Origin of the sequence: Sinorhizobium sp. 6-70 (assembly GCF_030124375.1) — a bacterium.
In the GTDB taxonomy this organism is placed as follows: Bacteria; Pseudomonadota; Alphaproteobacteria; order Rhizobiales; family Rhizobiaceae; genus Sinorhizobium.
Genome location: NZ_JASKLS010000009.1, coordinates 204016 through 220270, shown reverse-complemented (window position 1 = coordinate 220270; position 16255 = coordinate 204016). Strand labels below are relative to the sequence as shown.

11 protein-coding genes are annotated in these 16255 nt (G+C 59.9%); 5 read left to right on the top strand and 6 right to left on the bottom strand.

The annotated features are described in order from the left end of the window. Positions 1-324: 324 nt before the first annotated feature. A complete protein-coding gene (gene hemN, locus QN222_RS18860; protein ID WP_283964520.1) occupies positions 325-1776 on the top strand; it encodes an oxygen-independent coproporphyrinogen III oxidase in 1452 nt (483 codons plus the stop codon). Between the two features lie 600 nt (positions 1777-2376). Here the strand turns inward: hemN and QN222_RS18855 are convergent. Both QN222_RS18855 and QN222_RS18850 read right to left on the bottom strand, forming a co-directional pair. Next, positions 2377-3720: a pitrilysin family protein gene (locus QN222_RS18855; protein WP_283964519.1), complete on the bottom strand. Its 1344-nt coding sequence runs from the start codon at positions 3718-3720 to the stop codon at positions 2377-2379. Further along, on the bottom strand, positions 3717-5114 hold the full coding sequence (locus QN222_RS18850; RefSeq protein WP_283964518.1) for a pitrilysin family protein: 1398 nt from the start codon (positions 5112-5114) through the stop codon (positions 3717-3719). The genes QN222_RS18855 and QN222_RS18850 overlap by 4 nt, the downstream gene beginning before the upstream one ends. Positions 5115-6212: 1098 nt before the next feature. Between QN222_RS18850 and QN222_RS18845 the strand changes: the two genes are divergently transcribed. Further along, entirely contained in the window at positions 6213-7040 is an 828-nt protein-coding gene (locus tag QN222_RS18845; protein WP_283964517.1) for a calcium-binding protein, read from the top strand. 241 nt (positions 7041-7281) lie between these two features. On the opposite strand, the gene QN222_RS18840 is transcribed toward QN222_RS18845, so the two are convergent. Then, positions 7282-7455, bottom strand: a complete 174-nt coding sequence (locus tag QN222_RS18840) for a DUF982 domain-containing protein (protein ID WP_283964516.1) — start codon at positions 7453-7455, stop codon at positions 7282-7284. A 960-nt stretch (positions 7456-8415) separates the two neighbouring features. Here QN222_RS18840 and QN222_RS18835 point away from each other — a divergent pair. Genes QN222_RS18835 through QN222_RS18825 form a run of 3 tightly spaced genes read left to right on the top strand, consistent with a single transcriptional unit; the run spans position 8416 to position 12937 of the window. Beyond that, positions 8416-8724, top strand: a complete 309-nt coding sequence (locus QN222_RS18835; protein ID WP_283964515.1) for a hypothetical protein — start codon at positions 8416-8418, stop codon at positions 8722-8724. 17 nt (positions 8725-8741) lie between these two features. Next, on the top strand, positions 8742-9812 hold the full coding sequence (locus QN222_RS18830; protein ID WP_283964514.1) for an efflux RND transporter periplasmic adaptor subunit: 1071 nt from the start codon (positions 8742-8744) through the stop codon (positions 9810-9812). Continuing rightward, positions 9812-12937 carry an efflux RND transporter permease subunit gene (locus QN222_RS18825; protein ID WP_283964513.1) on the top strand — a complete coding sequence of 1042 codons (3126 nt, stop codon included), beginning with the start codon at positions 9812-9814 and terminating at the stop codon, positions 12935-12937. The genes QN222_RS18830 and QN222_RS18825 overlap by 1 nt, the downstream gene beginning before the upstream one ends. 453 nt (positions 12938-13390) lie before the next feature. On the opposite strand, the gene QN222_RS18820 is transcribed toward QN222_RS18825, so the two are convergent. From QN222_RS18820 to msuE, 3 genes are all read right to left on the bottom strand, one after another. Further along, positions 13391-13582 carry a hypothetical protein gene (locus QN222_RS18820; protein ID WP_283964512.1) on the bottom strand — a complete coding sequence of 64 codons (192 nt, stop codon included), beginning with the start codon at positions 13580-13582 and terminating at the stop codon, positions 13391-13393. 430 nt (positions 13583-14012) lie between these two features. Then, positions 14013-15497 (bottom strand): L-asparagine permease, encoded by a 1485-nt coding sequence (gene ansP, locus QN222_RS18815; protein WP_283964511.1) that lies wholly within the window; start codon positions 15495-15497, stop codon positions 14013-14015. Between the two features lie 127 nt (positions 15498-15624). Further along, complete coding sequence (gene msuE, locus QN222_RS18810; RefSeq protein ID WP_283964510.1) at positions 15625-16179, bottom strand: FMN reductase; 555 nt, start codon at positions 16177-16179, stop codon at positions 15625-15627. Positions 16180-16255: the final 76 nt, after the last annotated feature.

The following is a 16255-nucleotide window of genomic DNA, read 5'->3' as shown; positions in this document are numbered from 1 at the left end:
TGGTCCCGCGGCTTTCTTCAACGTTTCGAGCGAAATGGACATTGTCCCAGTCCTCCGAATGTGTCGGCCAAGTATGGCTATTGTCCCACGGGTGGTCGTCGCCAGCGCAGGCCGGTGAAAGTGATTGCCGACAACTCTGTCGTTTTTGTCGAACGCGCGACAACTTTTGTTCGACGGTTCTTGTTCAGTCGAAGGCCAGTCAACTGAGAAGTCTCGCGAAATCTGTCTGTCGATCTCGGCGGCGCAATCGGCATGATTATTGAACGTCCTTGCTTGAAAGGCGGCCGGCATTGCCGAATGGCATTCAGATGGCGGAAATCGGCGATGGCTGAAGGCGAAAAAAGCTTCCTGGGCGCGGGATCGCATTCGATCCAAGGAGAGAGGGCGCGAGGGAACTGGACATCCTTTCGGTCCGAGTGGCGACGAAAGTCAGCCAGCATCACGCCGCCGACCTCCCTCCATACAAAATATTATGATGCCCGCCTGCCTTGGTACACGATCTACCCAACTGTACCGGAGTTTTCCGAAGCGGTCGGCGCCAAGGTCTGCGAGGAATGGCTCAAAGTCCTGCCAGCTGACGATGCTGTGTCGCTCTATCTCCATGTTCCATTCTGTCGGTCAATGTGCTGGTATTGCGGCTTTCCTACCAGCATCACTCGTCGGGATGCGTCGATCGTCGATTACCTGGCGATGCTACGTGCGGAAATCCATTTCGTTGCGGTGCAAGCGCCGCAGGCGCTGCCCGTAAGCGACGTGCATTTCGGCGGCGGAACGCCGACCATCATGCCGCCGGCGGAGTTTCTCGCCCTAATGGAACTCCTGCGCCGACGCTTCGCGTTCAAGAAAGCGGCTACCGTCGCTGTCGAGATCGACCCGCGCACGTTCACCACGGAAATGGCCGAAGCCTTGGAAGCAGCGGAGGTGACCCGCGCGAGCCTCGGCGTGCAGAGCTTCGATCCCATCGTCCAAAAGGCGATCAATCGAGTGCAGAGTGAGGCCGAGGTGACGGCTGTCGTCGAGAACCTGCGCCGGCATAAAGTAGGCCGCATCAATTTCGACCTCATGTACGGTCTCCCGCATCAAACGGTGCCGTCCTGTGTTCAGAGCGCAACGACAGCAGTCATGATGCGCCCCGACCGGCTTGCGGTGTTCGGTTACGCGCACGTTCCTTCCTACAGAAAAAATCAGCGCCTGATCGATGAGACAGCACTGCCGGACGTGGCTGCCCGCGCTGAACAGGCAGCGGCCGTGGCCGAAACGCTGGTTGCCGCCGGGTATCGCCAGATTGGGCTCGACCATTTCGCCTTGCCTGATGACGAGCTCGCGCTGGCGCAGAGATCCGGACGTCTGCGGCGCAATTCCCTGGGTTACTCGGCCGACACCTGCCAAACCCTGATCGGCTTCGGCGCGTCGGCAATCGGTCGTCTCGGCGAAGGATATATCCAGAACGAAGTCGTTCAGGTTTCGTACTGCCGAGACATCGCGGCTGGCCGCCTGGCGACATCACGGGGCTACCGTCTCACCTGCGAAGATCGTGTGCGAGCCGAGATCATCGAGCGGCTCATGTGCAATTTAGAGGCGGACGTGCCGGCAATCTGCGCCGCTCACGGATTTGATCCGATCCTCTTTGTCGATTCAGCTGAGCGCTTGGCGATGTTGGCCGAGGACGGAATCGTGGACATTAACAAGGGTTTCGTCCGCGTACGGCAGGAGCACCGCTTTGTGCTTCGAGCTGTCGCTGCCGCATTTGACGCTTATCTCGACCGCGCCGCTTGACGAGCGCCGTGGTCTCGGCATCTGCGACCGGTACTGCAATGCGCGACGGCGGCGCGGCTTTTACCACGTCAGAGGAGCTGAACCTTCTTTTTTTGTCACCGCGGGTGCAGGCTAGCTCCAGGCCATACTGACCTCGTCCGACACGTGGAACCGATCCCGGAATCGATCTGGCGGTTGAGGTCTTGGCGGCCGAGCGCGATTAGCCTGCGAGACCTGCTTCAAGCACATCTTGAAATTAGGCCCGGTGGTTTCATCGGCATCGACATCTTCGATTTGGTCAGCAGGCCTCATGGAGCTGACTTGGGTGAAGCAGCCTCAAGTAGCTTCGCGTGCGAATTCGACGAGATCCTGATTGCCGTTCTGATCAAGTCGAGCAGTTCTTCATGCAAGGCTTGCTTCACATACCGCCGTTGGGGAGCGCAAGTCGGACGCAGGATTTCGCAGGCTTCGTGTGCAAACCACTGAGGATCAACTCGCGATCCGTTACCGTCCGTATTGCTGAGTCACACGCTGCACTTGACCACAAGGGGTCCGCTGGCCCGGCCGGCCGCCCACGCTCGACCCCGCCGCTGCTGAGGGACGAGCTTTGCCCATGACCCGTTATCCTTTCGTTCTTTCGAGCGGCGGTCCGACGATCATCACGGCGGGGTCAGCGGAGAGAAGCCGTTTTGCGGCGGACCGGACATCCTCCACGGTTACGGCCTGGATCAGTTGTTTTCGCCGCTCGATGTGATCGATGCCGAGATCTTGCATCTGGATTGCGACCAGAGTGTTGGCGATCGCTCTGGATGAGTTGAGATTGTCGATCGCGTAACCGCCGATGACGTATTTCTTCGCTGCTTCGAGTTCCTCCTCGCTGACGCCCTCCTCCGCCATGCGCCTCACCTCGGCGCGAACGAGGGACAGGGCCTCCGCGGCCCGATCCGGGCGGGTTTCCGTGCGGATCACGAGCACGGAGGCATGGTCGTTGTTCACGAGGGCCGAGCCGATGTGGTAAGCAAGTCCCCGCTTCTCGCGCACCTCGTTCCAGAGCCTGGACGTGAACGCTCCTCCCCCGAGGATGTGGTTCATCAGATAGGCTGCGAAGAACTGCGGGTCTTTGTCGCTAAGCCCGGCATAAACCAGCCGCAGCCCAATCTGGGGTAGGTCATACGGGATGCGAATTTCCTGCGCCAGCTTAGGCGCGGTTTCTGCAACCGGTATCAGGGAGGGTTCGGCAGGCAACCCGCCGAATATCTGATCCAGATCTTGCTTAAGCGCGCTGGCATCGATCGCTCCGGCCACGGCGATGGTCAGGTTGCCGCGCGCGAAAAGCCGCTTATGAAGCGCCTTCAGATCGGAGGTCGTGGCAGTGGCAAGGGCTTGCTCGGTGCCTTCGTCCTGCCTGGAATACGGATGGTCGCCATAGAGCGCCTTGCTCCATGCGATCTTTGCGACCGACTCGGGGTCCTTGGCTTCCGCGATGATGCCGGAGACGATGTGGGCGCGAATGCGATCCATCGGCGCTTGGTCGAAGCGCGGCTGCTCGATGGCCAGCCGGAGAAGGTCGAACGCATCATCCTTCTGATCGGCGAGCACTCGCATGGAGCCGTAGACTGCATCGCGCCCGGCGTCGAAACGCATCTCAGCGCCAGCATCGTCCAGCCGCTCCTGGAAGGCTTCGCTGTCGAGTTCGCCGGCCCCTTCGTCGAACAAGCCGGTCATGAGATTGACCAGGCCTTCCTTACCGGAAGGATCCTGCGTGGTGCCGCCGCGGAATGCAAAACGAATGGTGACGATTGGTATCGAATAGTCTTCGACCAGCCAGGCCTTGATCCCGCTCGATGTCTTGACTTCCTGGATGGCCACGGCCGCCCGAGCCGGCATCGCGGCAAGGCCCAGCAATACGAGCACGATCAGCAACGGCTTTGCTGCCCCGATCGGCAGTCGGTTGAACATTGTCATCGCCTTTTATCTCCTGAGGTCGCGCTTTCCCGCGGCAGCAGATATCCCGCCACCGATCGGTCCGGATTAAGATATTTCGTGGCAACCGCCTGCACCTGTCTCGCCGTTACCGCGCGGATCCTCAACGGCCATGCCTCTAGGTCGTACACAGTACTGCCGGTCGCAAGCGCCTTCCCGTAGATGTTGGCCATTTCTGCCTGGCTGTCGCGTGCGAAGGTCATCGAGCGCACCAAGCGGTTCTTGGCCTTCTCCAGTTCGACATCGGTAACACCGGTCTCGATGATTTTCCGGACTTCAGCGTCGAGCGCGTCTTCCACCGCCTCGATCGTCGCCTCGCCCCGCGGCGAGCCATAAATCGTGAAGCTAGACGGATCGAGCGATCTTCCCTGGAAATAAGCGCCTCCCCAGGAGGCTATACCCTGTTTCACTACCAATTCCTGATAGATCCGGCTGCGCGTTCCTCCACCGAGAATTTCCGACAGAAGATCGAGTGCTTCCGCTTCCCCCGGCTCGGTTACTCTGTAACAAGGCGCCACCCACGACTTTTGAAAGCTCGGCACGTTCACGCGCGGGTCGGTGAGCACGACCGTTCGTTTGGTGTTCTGCTCCGGCTCCTGCGGCCTCACCCGCTGCGGCAGGTCCCGGCCGCGCGGTATGGCCCCGTAGGTCTTGTCCGCTAACCGCCACACCGTTCCGGCGTCCACATCGCCTGCCACGACAAGTATGGCGTTGTTCGGGGCATAGTAGCGATCGTAGAACGCCACGGCGTCCCCACGATTGAGCTGTTCCATCTCGTGCTTCCAGCCGATAACCGGGATACGGTAAGGATGGTTCTGATAGAGGGTCGCCCGCGTCTCCTCTTCGAGAAGGTCCTCCGGGTTGTCTTCGACCCTCGAGCGCCGCTCCTGGAGAATGACATCGCGCTCCGGCACGATCACCGCGTCCGTGAGCACGAGATGGCGCATCCGGTCAGCTTCGAATTCCATCATCGTCCCGAGCGCCTCCGCCGTGACAGTCTGATAGTAGGCGGTGTAGTCGGACGACGTGAAGGCGTTCTCCTCGCCACCGATCTCTGCGACCTTTGCGTCGAACTCGCCGGCCGGGTGCTTACTCGTGCCTTTGAACATCAGATGTTCCAAGAAATGAGCGATGCCAGACTTGCCGGGTGGCTCATCGGCGTTGCCGGCTTTGTAGAAAACCATCTGCGTGACAGTCGGCGCCCGGTGATCGGGTATGACGACCACCTCCATGCCGTTTCTCAGCAGGAAATTTGCGATCTCGGATTCGCCTCGCGGGGCTTCGACGGCTGCCGCTTCGAAGGTCATCAACGCTTGCAGCGCAACCATGCTCAAGGCAAATGCACGGACACGCGAATTTATTCCAGCATGGATCATCGGCCGCACTCCAAGGGAAGATTGCCAGCCTGACAGCTGTTGTGGTTCGACTTATGTAGCTCCGCAGCCAGGAGGGCCTGATCGAAGGCTGGCTGCTTCACGCCCATGGCGACATCGACCAGAATGAACTCGTGCTCGCCAGGAGTCGTCCCGCGGTAGACAAGTCTCTCGGCCCCGCTCAGCCGGAAGGGCCCTCCTGGGACTTTGCCGGCAAGCAGGCCATGGTGATCGTTGCGTCCGCTGGAGGACAGCCTCGGCAAAAGAGCATTGGCACCGTCGGCTCGACTATTGCTTGGCGGGTTTGGACTCTTCCCTCTACGGCATCTGGGACGTCCAGCTGTGGAATGACCGGACGAAGGCACGGACAAATGGCATGGTCGTAACATTTCGACATCTCCGCGTGTTTATCTTTGATCCATGACGCGACTGCAGAGGCTTGAAGCAATATGCGTGCCGAAAGAAAACTCTTTTGAACCAACGTGTTCGATCGAACCGCAGTCTGACCATGTCCAACATTGTCGTATATCGGACAATGCCAGGCGACATTGACATGTTGCACGCGTGACGAGCACGACGGACTCCTAATAGCTTCTCGTGGGGCCGTCGCCCGAACGACTGCGGGCGCCAAGCGCCCCGTCGTCGACGAAACTAAAATAGAGAACTCCCGCCTGTAGCCAGGCGGACTTTGTAAACTGCAAGGTGGCGCGAATCCGGGGACCAGCTTAGCGTCGAGAAGGCGTAGTAGTTGCGTTCCTCCTGTCTGCACGAACAGCACGCACGTTAAAACCCCTATTACCGCGCGACGTGAGATTCGGCATTAATCAGGATGGGAGTCTGCGGCGATGATGTAGCGCAGAGACGGCGTTGCCGACGTCCTGACCTGGTCCGGTTTGATGCCTCGAATTTTCAGATCGCCTGTCTGGGCGCCCGAGCGCCCCCCCCCCCGCGAGCCCGTAAATTTTCAGTCGGATGAAGTGCGTGGAAATGCATCCGCCACGTGGATACATCCTATCAAAACAATCAATTACCCTGCTTATCCGATGAGAAGTATCAAGGCGTCACGGGCGGTCGGGCACTGCATTACAAGGAGTATTTGCGATGGAAAAGTTTTTCCCGGGCGGCGATGGCGCGGACACCCTCTTCGGCAGCAATGGCGACGATGTGATTATCGATTACGCCGGCAATGACTGGATCGACTCTCGTGCGGGCACCGACCGGGCCTTCGGCGGCGCGGGAAATGACCGGGTCCTCGGCGGCGCGGGCAATGACCAGGTCTACGGCGAAGAGGGCAGTGACGTTCTCTCCGGCGATAACGGCCGCTACAACCCCCGCGTTGCCGGTGAGGACAATGACTATCTCTCCGGTGGTGCTGACGATGATGTTCTCTTCGTCGGTGACGGTAGGGATTGGCTGGAAGGGGGCGAAGGGGGCGACACGTTCGTGTTCCAGTTCCACAACCCGGTGCGCGGGTCCCACAACCCGATGCCAGGGGTCTTCCCCAAACAGGGGCCGGACCCGGACATCTCCACCATTCTCGATTTCGACCCGGCTCAGGATACTTTCGCCTTCGATGCGGTGGGCCTCTTCAATGACGGCTTTGGCGCGAACTTCATTAACCACGCCAGCGTGCAGTCGGGCTTCCCGGTGGACACCTTCTACAGCGGCGCGGCCGCGGGTGCGAACGGCGAGCACGTCGTGGTGATCACGGACCAAAGTTTCGCCAGTGGCTCAGCCGCCGCGAGGGCGATTTCCGGCGAGGCCGCTGGCGACATCATAGTCTACCACGACTTCAAGACCCACACGGCCAACCTCGCCTATGTCACCTCGGCAAACAACGTGGACGAGTTGATTCACCTTGCTGATGTGTACAGTGTGGGCAACCTTGCAAATCTCCACCTGAGCGCGTCGGACTTCACATTCGTCTGATTCCGCTACTTGTCATGGGCTTGGCGCCCAGCGGACACAGCGTTTTCAGCTTGCCCGTGAGTCCGCTGGTCGCAGACCCAATACTTCTGAAGGTGGCATGGTCAGTAAGTTCGATTGGCATGTCCCAGCTCAATGGCGCTCGGCTTGGCGACGCGCCGTCATGCTCAGAACCTGAGAACAACTCGAGGGGCATTCCGCTCGGACTTAAGTCTCGAAGATGACACAGCTCTGCCAGTGCAGCTTATCTATGCCGGCTCATCGTCTTCGCTTCAGCGCGAGAGCCCACATTCTCAGCTTCGCTGTATGCAAGTGACGCTTCAACGCATGCCGCTATTAAGCAATTTCTTGCGGAATTCGCATATTCGGAGTGATGCAACGCTTCACGGCAGACTTGCACCGCCCGTGCGTGCTGCATCCCCTGCCTCGGCCATTCATTCTCCAGGAACTCAAGTGCGTGGTAGGGCCCCGCAGAACTGGCGCTTCATGCCGTTTTGCAACGTCACTCACAGTGGAGCACGCCATGGCACTTCTCTCATTTTCGGACCTACTCGAAGGTCGTGCTCAGAACCGCAAACCCCTAGTGTTCGTTCCAACGCTGCAGCGATTCGTTACTCTTGGTCACCCATAAGCCCGCGGCGCAAAGTGTCGCGCATCAGGGCAGGCTCCGCAACCGGCCTGTTTTGCTGGACTGTCATCCCCGCGTTCGCATAACCGCGCCGACAGGAAGAGGTCTCCACGCGCCGCGCACTCGGCACCCGTCCTCCGCTGACGGAAATCGATGATGAGAAGCAAAGACCCTTTAAGAAAGGGATCGCAGGAGACGCCACCGCAATTGGAGCCCACGTCTATCCGGTTTGCGGCAACATTTTTTGGTTCCGCCAGCACGGAGTTCAGGCGCTGAAACATTAGGCGCACTCACGACCATAAGCTTGGGTGCTGGTTGGCATGTTGCTTGCGTTTTGATCCCGCGACAGGCGCAAGTCTTACCTGGACGCGCGGCCGATTTCATTTCTCCAGCGGAGTGAAGGAGGTCGATACCAACCAACTGTGGAGATATTTGTGACGGCGAGTGCCACAAGACCTTGTTTTACGGCCCGTGAAGCTCGACTCAATGTTAGTCCGAGATCCCCGCCATTTGCTATCCGAGTTGGCAAGGCCGTGGTGATCAAGGATCGCGATCAGGGTGACCAATTCCGGACATCCCACCCTGATGCATCCACAGCATCGATGCCCCCCATCCAAACAATCGATTGTGATTATGCTACGGCGTGTTGCATGAAGATAGGCGTGATCCGAAGGCAAAGCGGAATGCGTGGTGAGGAGCTGTCGGCGAACACGGCACGCACTCTTTTGATTGGTTACCGACGAGACAGCAATGGCGAACACAGGTCAGGCCCGGCCGGGCGAAGGGAACACTTCGCTTCGGTGGTTCGATGCCGCCCTGAACCGGTTGAGGCACCTGCACTATTTACGCGACAGCCTGCAGGGGCTCGACGCCGCCAACGACAATCTGTCCAGCCTGGCTGCACCGCTGCTGACGCAGCGCTCTGGATGCATGGTTATCGTGTGGGCTCGTGGACACGGTGACGTCGGCCTAGGATCAAAAGCCCCCGTCTCTCTACGACCAAGCAAGAACAACTCCATGGCGCTCGCGCGGATTGGCAAATGTGCTGATGCGCCGTGAACTACGAGGATTTACAGTTGAGGAAGCCGTCCATCGCACTCGCCAAAGCCCTTTTCTGCGCAGCACTGCTTCCCTTCGGGAGTGCCGTGGCGGATCAGCCGGCAACACCCGCCCTTACTGTATCACTGGTCGCGCCTGCGCTACGGGAGTGGCCGGAAACAATTCCTGCAAGCGGATGGCTCAAACCTTGGCAGGAAGCGGTCATCGCCTCCGAGACGAGCGGCCTTCGCGTAACCGACGTTCTGGTCGACGTCGGATCGGTTGTGACCAAGGGGCAGACGCTGGTCCAGCTTTCCCAACAGAGCGTGCTGGCGGACCTTCGAAAGCAAGCCGCGGCCGTCGAAACCGCCAAGGCAGATTTGGCAAAGGCCAAGGCGAACGCGGACCGAGCCCGCCAGCTTCGCCCTTCGGGAGCAATTTCGGATGAGAAGATAGCCGAGCGTTTAACTGACGAGCAGATGGCAATAGCAAGCCTCGAATCCCAACAGGCCGCGTTCGAAAGCCAAAAGATCAAGCTCGCTCAGACGACCGTCACGGCCGTTGACGACGGCCTGATAACGTCACGCACCGTTGATCTCGGCGCAGTCGTTTCCACTGGCACCGAGCTGTTCCGCCTGGTCCGTCAGCAGCGCGTCGAGTGGCAGGCTGAAGTTTCGGCGCGCTTCCTGCCACGTATCTCGGAAGGATTGAGCGTCACGATCAACGGCCCGGAGGCGCGCCCCATTGAGGGCAAGGTGCGGCTTGTCGGACCGTCTGTCAGCAGCGAGACCGGCCGCGCGATCGTCTATGTCACACTTCCTGCCGACATTCATCCGCGTGTTGGCCTTTACCTCACCGGTAGCATCGAACTAAAGACGACTTCGGCCCTCACGGTTCCAGACACGGCGATCGTGTTCCGCGACGGGATGAGCTACGTCTTCACGATCGGCGTCGACGGGCGGGTGCGGCGGGTCCGGGCGGAGACGGGCCGCCACAAGAACGGCGAAGTCGAGATTCTCTCCGGTATAGATCAGTCCTCGAGGATCGTGGCGTCGGGCGGAGCGTTTCTGTCGGACAACGACCTCGTGAAGGTCGCCGAGGAAGGCTGATGAATTTCTCCGCCTGGTCGATTCTCAATCCCCTACCGGCAATACTGCTCTTCGCAATGCTTACGATCGGCGGGATATGGGCTTTCGAGCGCCTGCCGGTCCAATATTTCCCCGATATGGACCTTCCGCGGATCAGCATCACCGCCACACTGGAGGGCGCGGCGCCGACCCAGCTAGAGACCGAAGTAGCCCGCATCATTGAAGACCGGTTGGCCCCATTGAGTCATCTCGACCATATCGCCACAACCATCACCGACGGAACCGTCTCGCTCAACGTCACCTTCGAGCTGGAGAAGGACGGCGATGAGGCTTTGAACGAGGTCCGCAATGCTGTCGACAGTGCAAAGTCGGATTTGCCGGCGCAGATGGAGACGCCGAGTGTCACCAAAGTAACCCTGCAGAGTGCGGCGCTGGTCACCTATGCGGTTCGCTCCACCCGGCTCAACGAGACCGAGCTTTCCTGGTTTATCGACAACAATATGACGAAGGCGCTTCTATCGGTTCCGGGAGTGGGACAGGTGAACCGAATTGGCGGCATCGATCGCGAGGTTCATGTCGACCTCGATCCAGCGACGATGTCATCGCTCGGGGTCACTGCAGCGACTGTTTCAGCACAGTTGAAGTCGGTCCAAGCTGATGCGTCGGGTGGGCTTGGAGAAATCGGCGGAGCCCGCCAGACGCTGCGGACGTTCGGCGCAGTCGCATCCGTCGAAGACCTCAAGGGACTGCAAATTCCGCTGCCCAACGGGCAGCAGGTCCGTCTTGACGATGTCGCTTCCGTCACTGACAGCTTCGCGGACCGATCCTCGCTGGCCTATCTCGACGGCCAGCCCGTGATCGCCGTCGCGATCAAGCGCTCGAACGGGTTCTCGGACACTGGCGTTGCCGCCGACGTCGACAATGCGGTAGCACGGCTCGCCGCCGAACATCCCGACATGCAGATCGATAAAGTCTACAGCACCGTCGGAGCGGTCCTCGAGAACTATCATGGTTCGATGCGGATGTTATTCGAGGGGGCGATCCTCGCCGTCATCGTGGTCTGGCTCTTCCTCCGGGATTGGCGCGCGACGATCTTGTCGGCCGTGGCGCTGCCTTTGTCGGTCATACCGACCTTCCTCTTAATGTACGCCGCTGACTTCAGTCTCAATGTCATCACTCTGCTTGCACTGTCGCTGGTGGTCGGCATTCTTGTCGATGATGCCATCGTGGAGATCGAAAACATCGCTCGCCACCTCCGGATGGGCAAACGCCCGATTAATGCAGCCCTCGAAGCGGCCGATGAGATCTGGTTAGCAGTTATCGCGACCACACTCACGCTCGTCGCCGTCTTTCTGCCCACGGCCTTCATGGGCGGCGTATCAGGGCTGCTCTTCCGCCAGTTCGGCATCACCGCCGCAGTCGCCGTACTCGCCTCTCTAATCGTTGCGCGCCTGCTAACGCCGATGATGGCCGCCTATTTCATGAAGCCGCCTTCCACCCAGGAAAGGGATGGGCGAATCATGCGGGCCTACATGGCGCTTGTGAAGGCGTCTTTGAACCACAGGAAGAAAACGGTCCTCGTCACCGCAGTCTTCGTTGCACTCTCCCTTTCCACGATCCCCTTCCTGAAATCGGGCTTCCTTCCGGCTGCCGACGACGCCCGGACCCAGGTGACGCTGTCCCTGCAGCCCGGAGCCACAATCGACCAAATGGACACAACAGCCAAGAAGGCGGCGGACATCGTAAGCAAGCTTCGTGATGTGACGCATGTGCTCTCGTCGGTCGGTTCGGTATCATCGGGTGGTGGCCCCGAGGTCAGTATTGGAACAGCCACGCTCGACGTCATGCTGACGCCCATTAAAGAACGAGACCGCAAACAGTCGGAGATCGAACAGGATATCCGCTCCGCCCTCTCGGTGCTTCCCGGTGTGCGGGTTGCGGTCGGTAGCGGCGGCCACGGAACGCAGCTGGTCATCACCCTGGCCAGCGATGACTCCAATGTCCTCAACGAAGCAGCCAAGGCGCTTGAGGAGCAACTCCGAACGCTCAATGGTATCGGAGCAGTCACCTCCACCGCCTCGCGGCAGGCGCCGGAGGTTCAGATCACCCCGGACTTTGTACGTGCAGCCGCACTCGGGGTGACGTCAACCGCCATCGCGGAAGCCGTGCGCGTTGCGACGCATGGGGACTACTCTTCCGCCCTACCAAAGCTCAATCTGCCTCAGCGGCAGATCCCCATCGTCGTCCGTTTCAAACCCGAGGCACGCACAAGTCTCGACGATATCAGGAACATAAGGGTAGCCGGAACCCATGGCAGCGTCGATCTTGGATCAATCGCCGACATCCATATCGGCGGAGGTCCTTCCGAGATCGACCGCATCGATAGAATGCGCTGTATTACTCTTTCCGTTGAGCTCAACGGCCGTATCCTGGGCGACGTCTATCGCGAGGCAAAGGCGCTGCCGGCTCTTGAGCACCTGCCGGCGGGCGTCACGCTCGTGAAGCAAGGGGAACTTCAGCGCAGTTCGGAACTGTTCCAAAGCTTTGCTTTTGCAATGGCAATCGGCGTGCTCTGCATCTATGCTGTGCTGGTCCTGCTCTTCCAAGATCTCCTGCAGCCCTTCACCATCCTCATGGCCCTGCCCCTATCGCTCGGAGGCGCGCTGCTGCCGTTGTTAGTGACCGAAACCAGCTTCTCGATGCCGGTCGTCATCGGGCTGCTGATGCTGATGGGCGTGGTGACAAAGAATTCGATCCTGCTCGTCGAACACGCAATCATGTCGCGCCGCCAGGGAATGGAGCGGTTCGATGCTCTCGTGGATGCCTGCCAGAAGCGCGGGCGTCCCATTGTCATGACGACCATCGCCATGGCGTCGGGCATGCTTCCGGTTGCTCTTAGCCTGACGGGAAGTGATTCAAGTTTCCGACAGCCTATGGCCATTGTGGTGATCGGCGGTGTAATAACGTCAACACTGCTTAGCCTTATTGTTATCCCCATCATCTTCACTTACGTCGATGATCTGCTTGAGGCATTGAAACGGCTCGCACGCAACGAAACCGATGGGCAGGAAACGAATGCGCCCAACAATTGCGAGCCCATCGCCTTCAAACGTAGCCCTGTCACTCGGGGACATGGCCAGAGATGACGTTGTTCGGCCATATCAGTGGGAGACGCTGGCGTAGAGCTAAAGCCGCAGGTGGTGTAGATGCTGGGTAGTGAGTGGAGATGAACGCTTCGGCGCAAGCGTTGCGTCGCCGGGCTGCGCCTGTAAACGCCGAACTGCCCTCAAACGGCCCCCAGCTCGTGCGGGGGGACGTGTGTCAGCCGGTCCGCGGGTTAGGGCATGAGGGGGCAGGCTACCTACATAGTTTGGCGTTCAAAAAGTCACGGCGCATAAATCGCTCCACCGGAAGCCCGCCTTCCGCAGGAAAGTCCGGCGCGACCGTGGGCGTCGAAAGCGCCTGCAGCAACGCCTGCCAGCGTTGCTGGCTAGACGGATCATGACAGGACCGACGATGATCTCGGGACAATTGACTTCTCTAATCGGCGGCACGCATCACACGTCTCGACAACCATCCCCGCGAATTCCACCGCAACCTCAGGCGCGGGCAAAGACCGGCTTGCCCGCCGCGTCATCGTGCGCCATGACGATAAGTGGTTCGGTTCCATGCCATCCATTGCCTTCGCGGCCGAGCCTGTAGCGCAGCGCCTTGTCGCGCGGCTCGTATCGATGATCATCGTTCCGGACGCTTCCTGTGTGCGGTATTCCACCGATTGCCTCGGCAGGCACTTCCCCGTCTGCGGATGGGCACTCGCCCCCCGCGCCTGGCGCGGTGGGTAGGCCGGCGACATCATCAGGAACTCGAAGTAACGCTGACGATCCAGAGCTGTGGTTCTTCTGTCGAGGCTAGGCGGTGAGGGTTGTTGTGCCATCGCGTCGGTACTGCCCACTCGGTGAGTTCAGCGGCGATCCATAGAAGCTGCCGACAACCGTTGGTTCGGACAAGCGCTATACGGACGCGCAGCGTTTGAATGAGCGCAACGTCCGCGGCCAAGTCTATATACCAAGTGTCGCGGACGAGATCCGAAGCGGCGGTGCGGCTCCTGCATCGACCAAGCAGACCGCCCTGGTCCTTGCCTAATTGAGCTTCGGGATTCCAATGGCGTGATGCCTCAAGCGCGCCACCAGATTGGACGGCGCCTCTTGAGAGAATGACTGGTCACTGCCGCATTTGCTGCGCCAGTATGACGTCGGGCAGCGTTGCCGGTGTCTCAGTCTGGCGATGCTTGCTCACCCAGTTCCAGCCGCCCCACAGCGCCAGCGCCACGACCGGCAGCGAGGCGACGGTATAGGTCCCGTTTGGATAGTCTAGCGCCATCAGCACCAGCACCAAGAAAAGGAAGGCAAGCGTCAGCCATGAGGTGAACGGGGCGCCGGGCATCTTGAACGAAACGTCTTCGACTTCGCCGCGGGCAACGGCGCAGCGGAAGGCCATCTGGCAGACGATGATGAAGCCCCAGGTGCTCAGGATCCCGAGCGAGGCGACATTGAGGACGATCTCGAAGACATGCGAGGGCACGAGATAGTTGAGTAAAACACCGAACACGTAGATGGCGAGCGTCACAAGAATGCCGACATGCGGCACCGCCTGCGCATTCATTCGGGCAAGCGACGCCGGGGCGGAGCCGCCCTGCGCTAGCGAGCGCAACACGCGGCCGGTTGAATAGAGGCCGGAGTTAAGGCTCGACAGCGCCGCGGTCAGGACAACGATGTTCATCACCGTGCCGATGCCGGGTATGCCGAGCGCGCCAAAAAAGGTCACGAACGGGCTTTCGCCGGCCTTGTAGGCGGTCCAGGGTAACAGGCAGACGAGCAGTACGAGTGAGCCGACATAGAACAGCGCGATGCGCCAGATGACGCTGTTGATGGCGCGCGGCAGGATGGTCTTGGCATCCGAGCACTCCCCGGCTGCCGTGCCGACCAGTTCGACGCCGGCGAAGGCGAAGACTACGCCCTGCACGAGCACGAGCGCCGGGAACAGGCCGTTCGGAAAGAGGCCGCCATTTTCGCTGATCAGATGCAGGCCTGTGGCGTTGCCGGAGACGGCCATGCCAGTGCCTAGGAAGAAAGTACCGACTGCGAGGAAGATCAGGATCGCTGCCACCTTGACGAGCGCGAACCAGAATTCCATCTCCGCGAACCACTTAACGCCGACGAGGTTCATCGAACCGACGATCAGCAGCGCGCCGAGCGCTGAGATCCACTGCGGCAGGTCCGCAAATACATCCCAATAGTGCGTGTAGAGGGCAACGGCGGTGATATCGACGATGCCAGTCATCGCCCAATTGAGGAAATACATCCAGCCGGCAACGAAGGAGGCTTTCTCGCCGAGGAACTCACGGGCATAGGAGACGAAGCTACCACTGCTCGGCCGGTGCAACACCAGTTCGCCTAGGGCGCGCAGGATCAGAAAGGAAAAGGCGCCGCAGACGAGATAGACGATCGCAAGCGACGGTCCAGCGGACTGCAGCCTGGCGCCGGCGCCGAGAAACAACCCGGTACCGATCGCCCCACCGATCGCGATCATCTGCACCTGGCGATTGCCGAGCGTTTTGTGATAATCGGCCTCGTGGGAATCCAGCCAGCTTCTCTTGTCGAAGACAGCGGTCGCATCGTCCGGTCGCGGCTTTTCCATTACAGTCATCAGAACTCTTTCCTCCATGTCATTCTAATGGAACCGTTTCGGTTAACGGCGCGCAGCCGACTCCGCTCCAGAGCTCTTCGGCGTCGCTGGGCGAAACCCGTACATCTCTCGATGCTCAACCCCTCATTCACTCGGCAACCGTCGACTTCGCCTCCGGGAACAAAGCCGCGATTTCGCTCACGGCCTCGCCGATGCGTTTGCAAAGCGGCTCGGAGACGACGCGATAGTCGACGAAGTCGCGATCCGAAGCGTAGATGGCCGTTGGCAGCGAATGGGCCATGAAGAAGCCAAAAAGCGGTCTCAGCTGATGCTCGACCATCAGAGCGTGGCGGTCGCCACCGCCCGTGGCAGTGATGACTATCGGCTTGGCGCGCAGCTCATGCGGATCGATGAGATCGATTAGGTGCTTGAAAAGCCCGGGATAAGATCCCTTGTATGTCGGCGAACCGATGACGAGAACGTCAGCGTTGGTTATGTCGCGAACAACTCTCTCAGCCTGACTATCCAAGTCCTTGCGCAAGCAGGCTCTCCCCAACGAAGGACCGACATCATTCAAATCATAGGTCGTTGTGTCGAACCGATATTGCGCCGCCACTAGATCGGCCACATGACGTACAAGCGCAAGGGTCTTGGATGGGCGATTGAAGCTGCCGGCGATGCCGACGAGTCTGAGGCCTACCACAGAATTTCCTTTCGTTGACGTGCAGTGTTGTCCCTAAATGCTAGATAGAAATCGAGCGCGGCGGTGTACCCGTTAC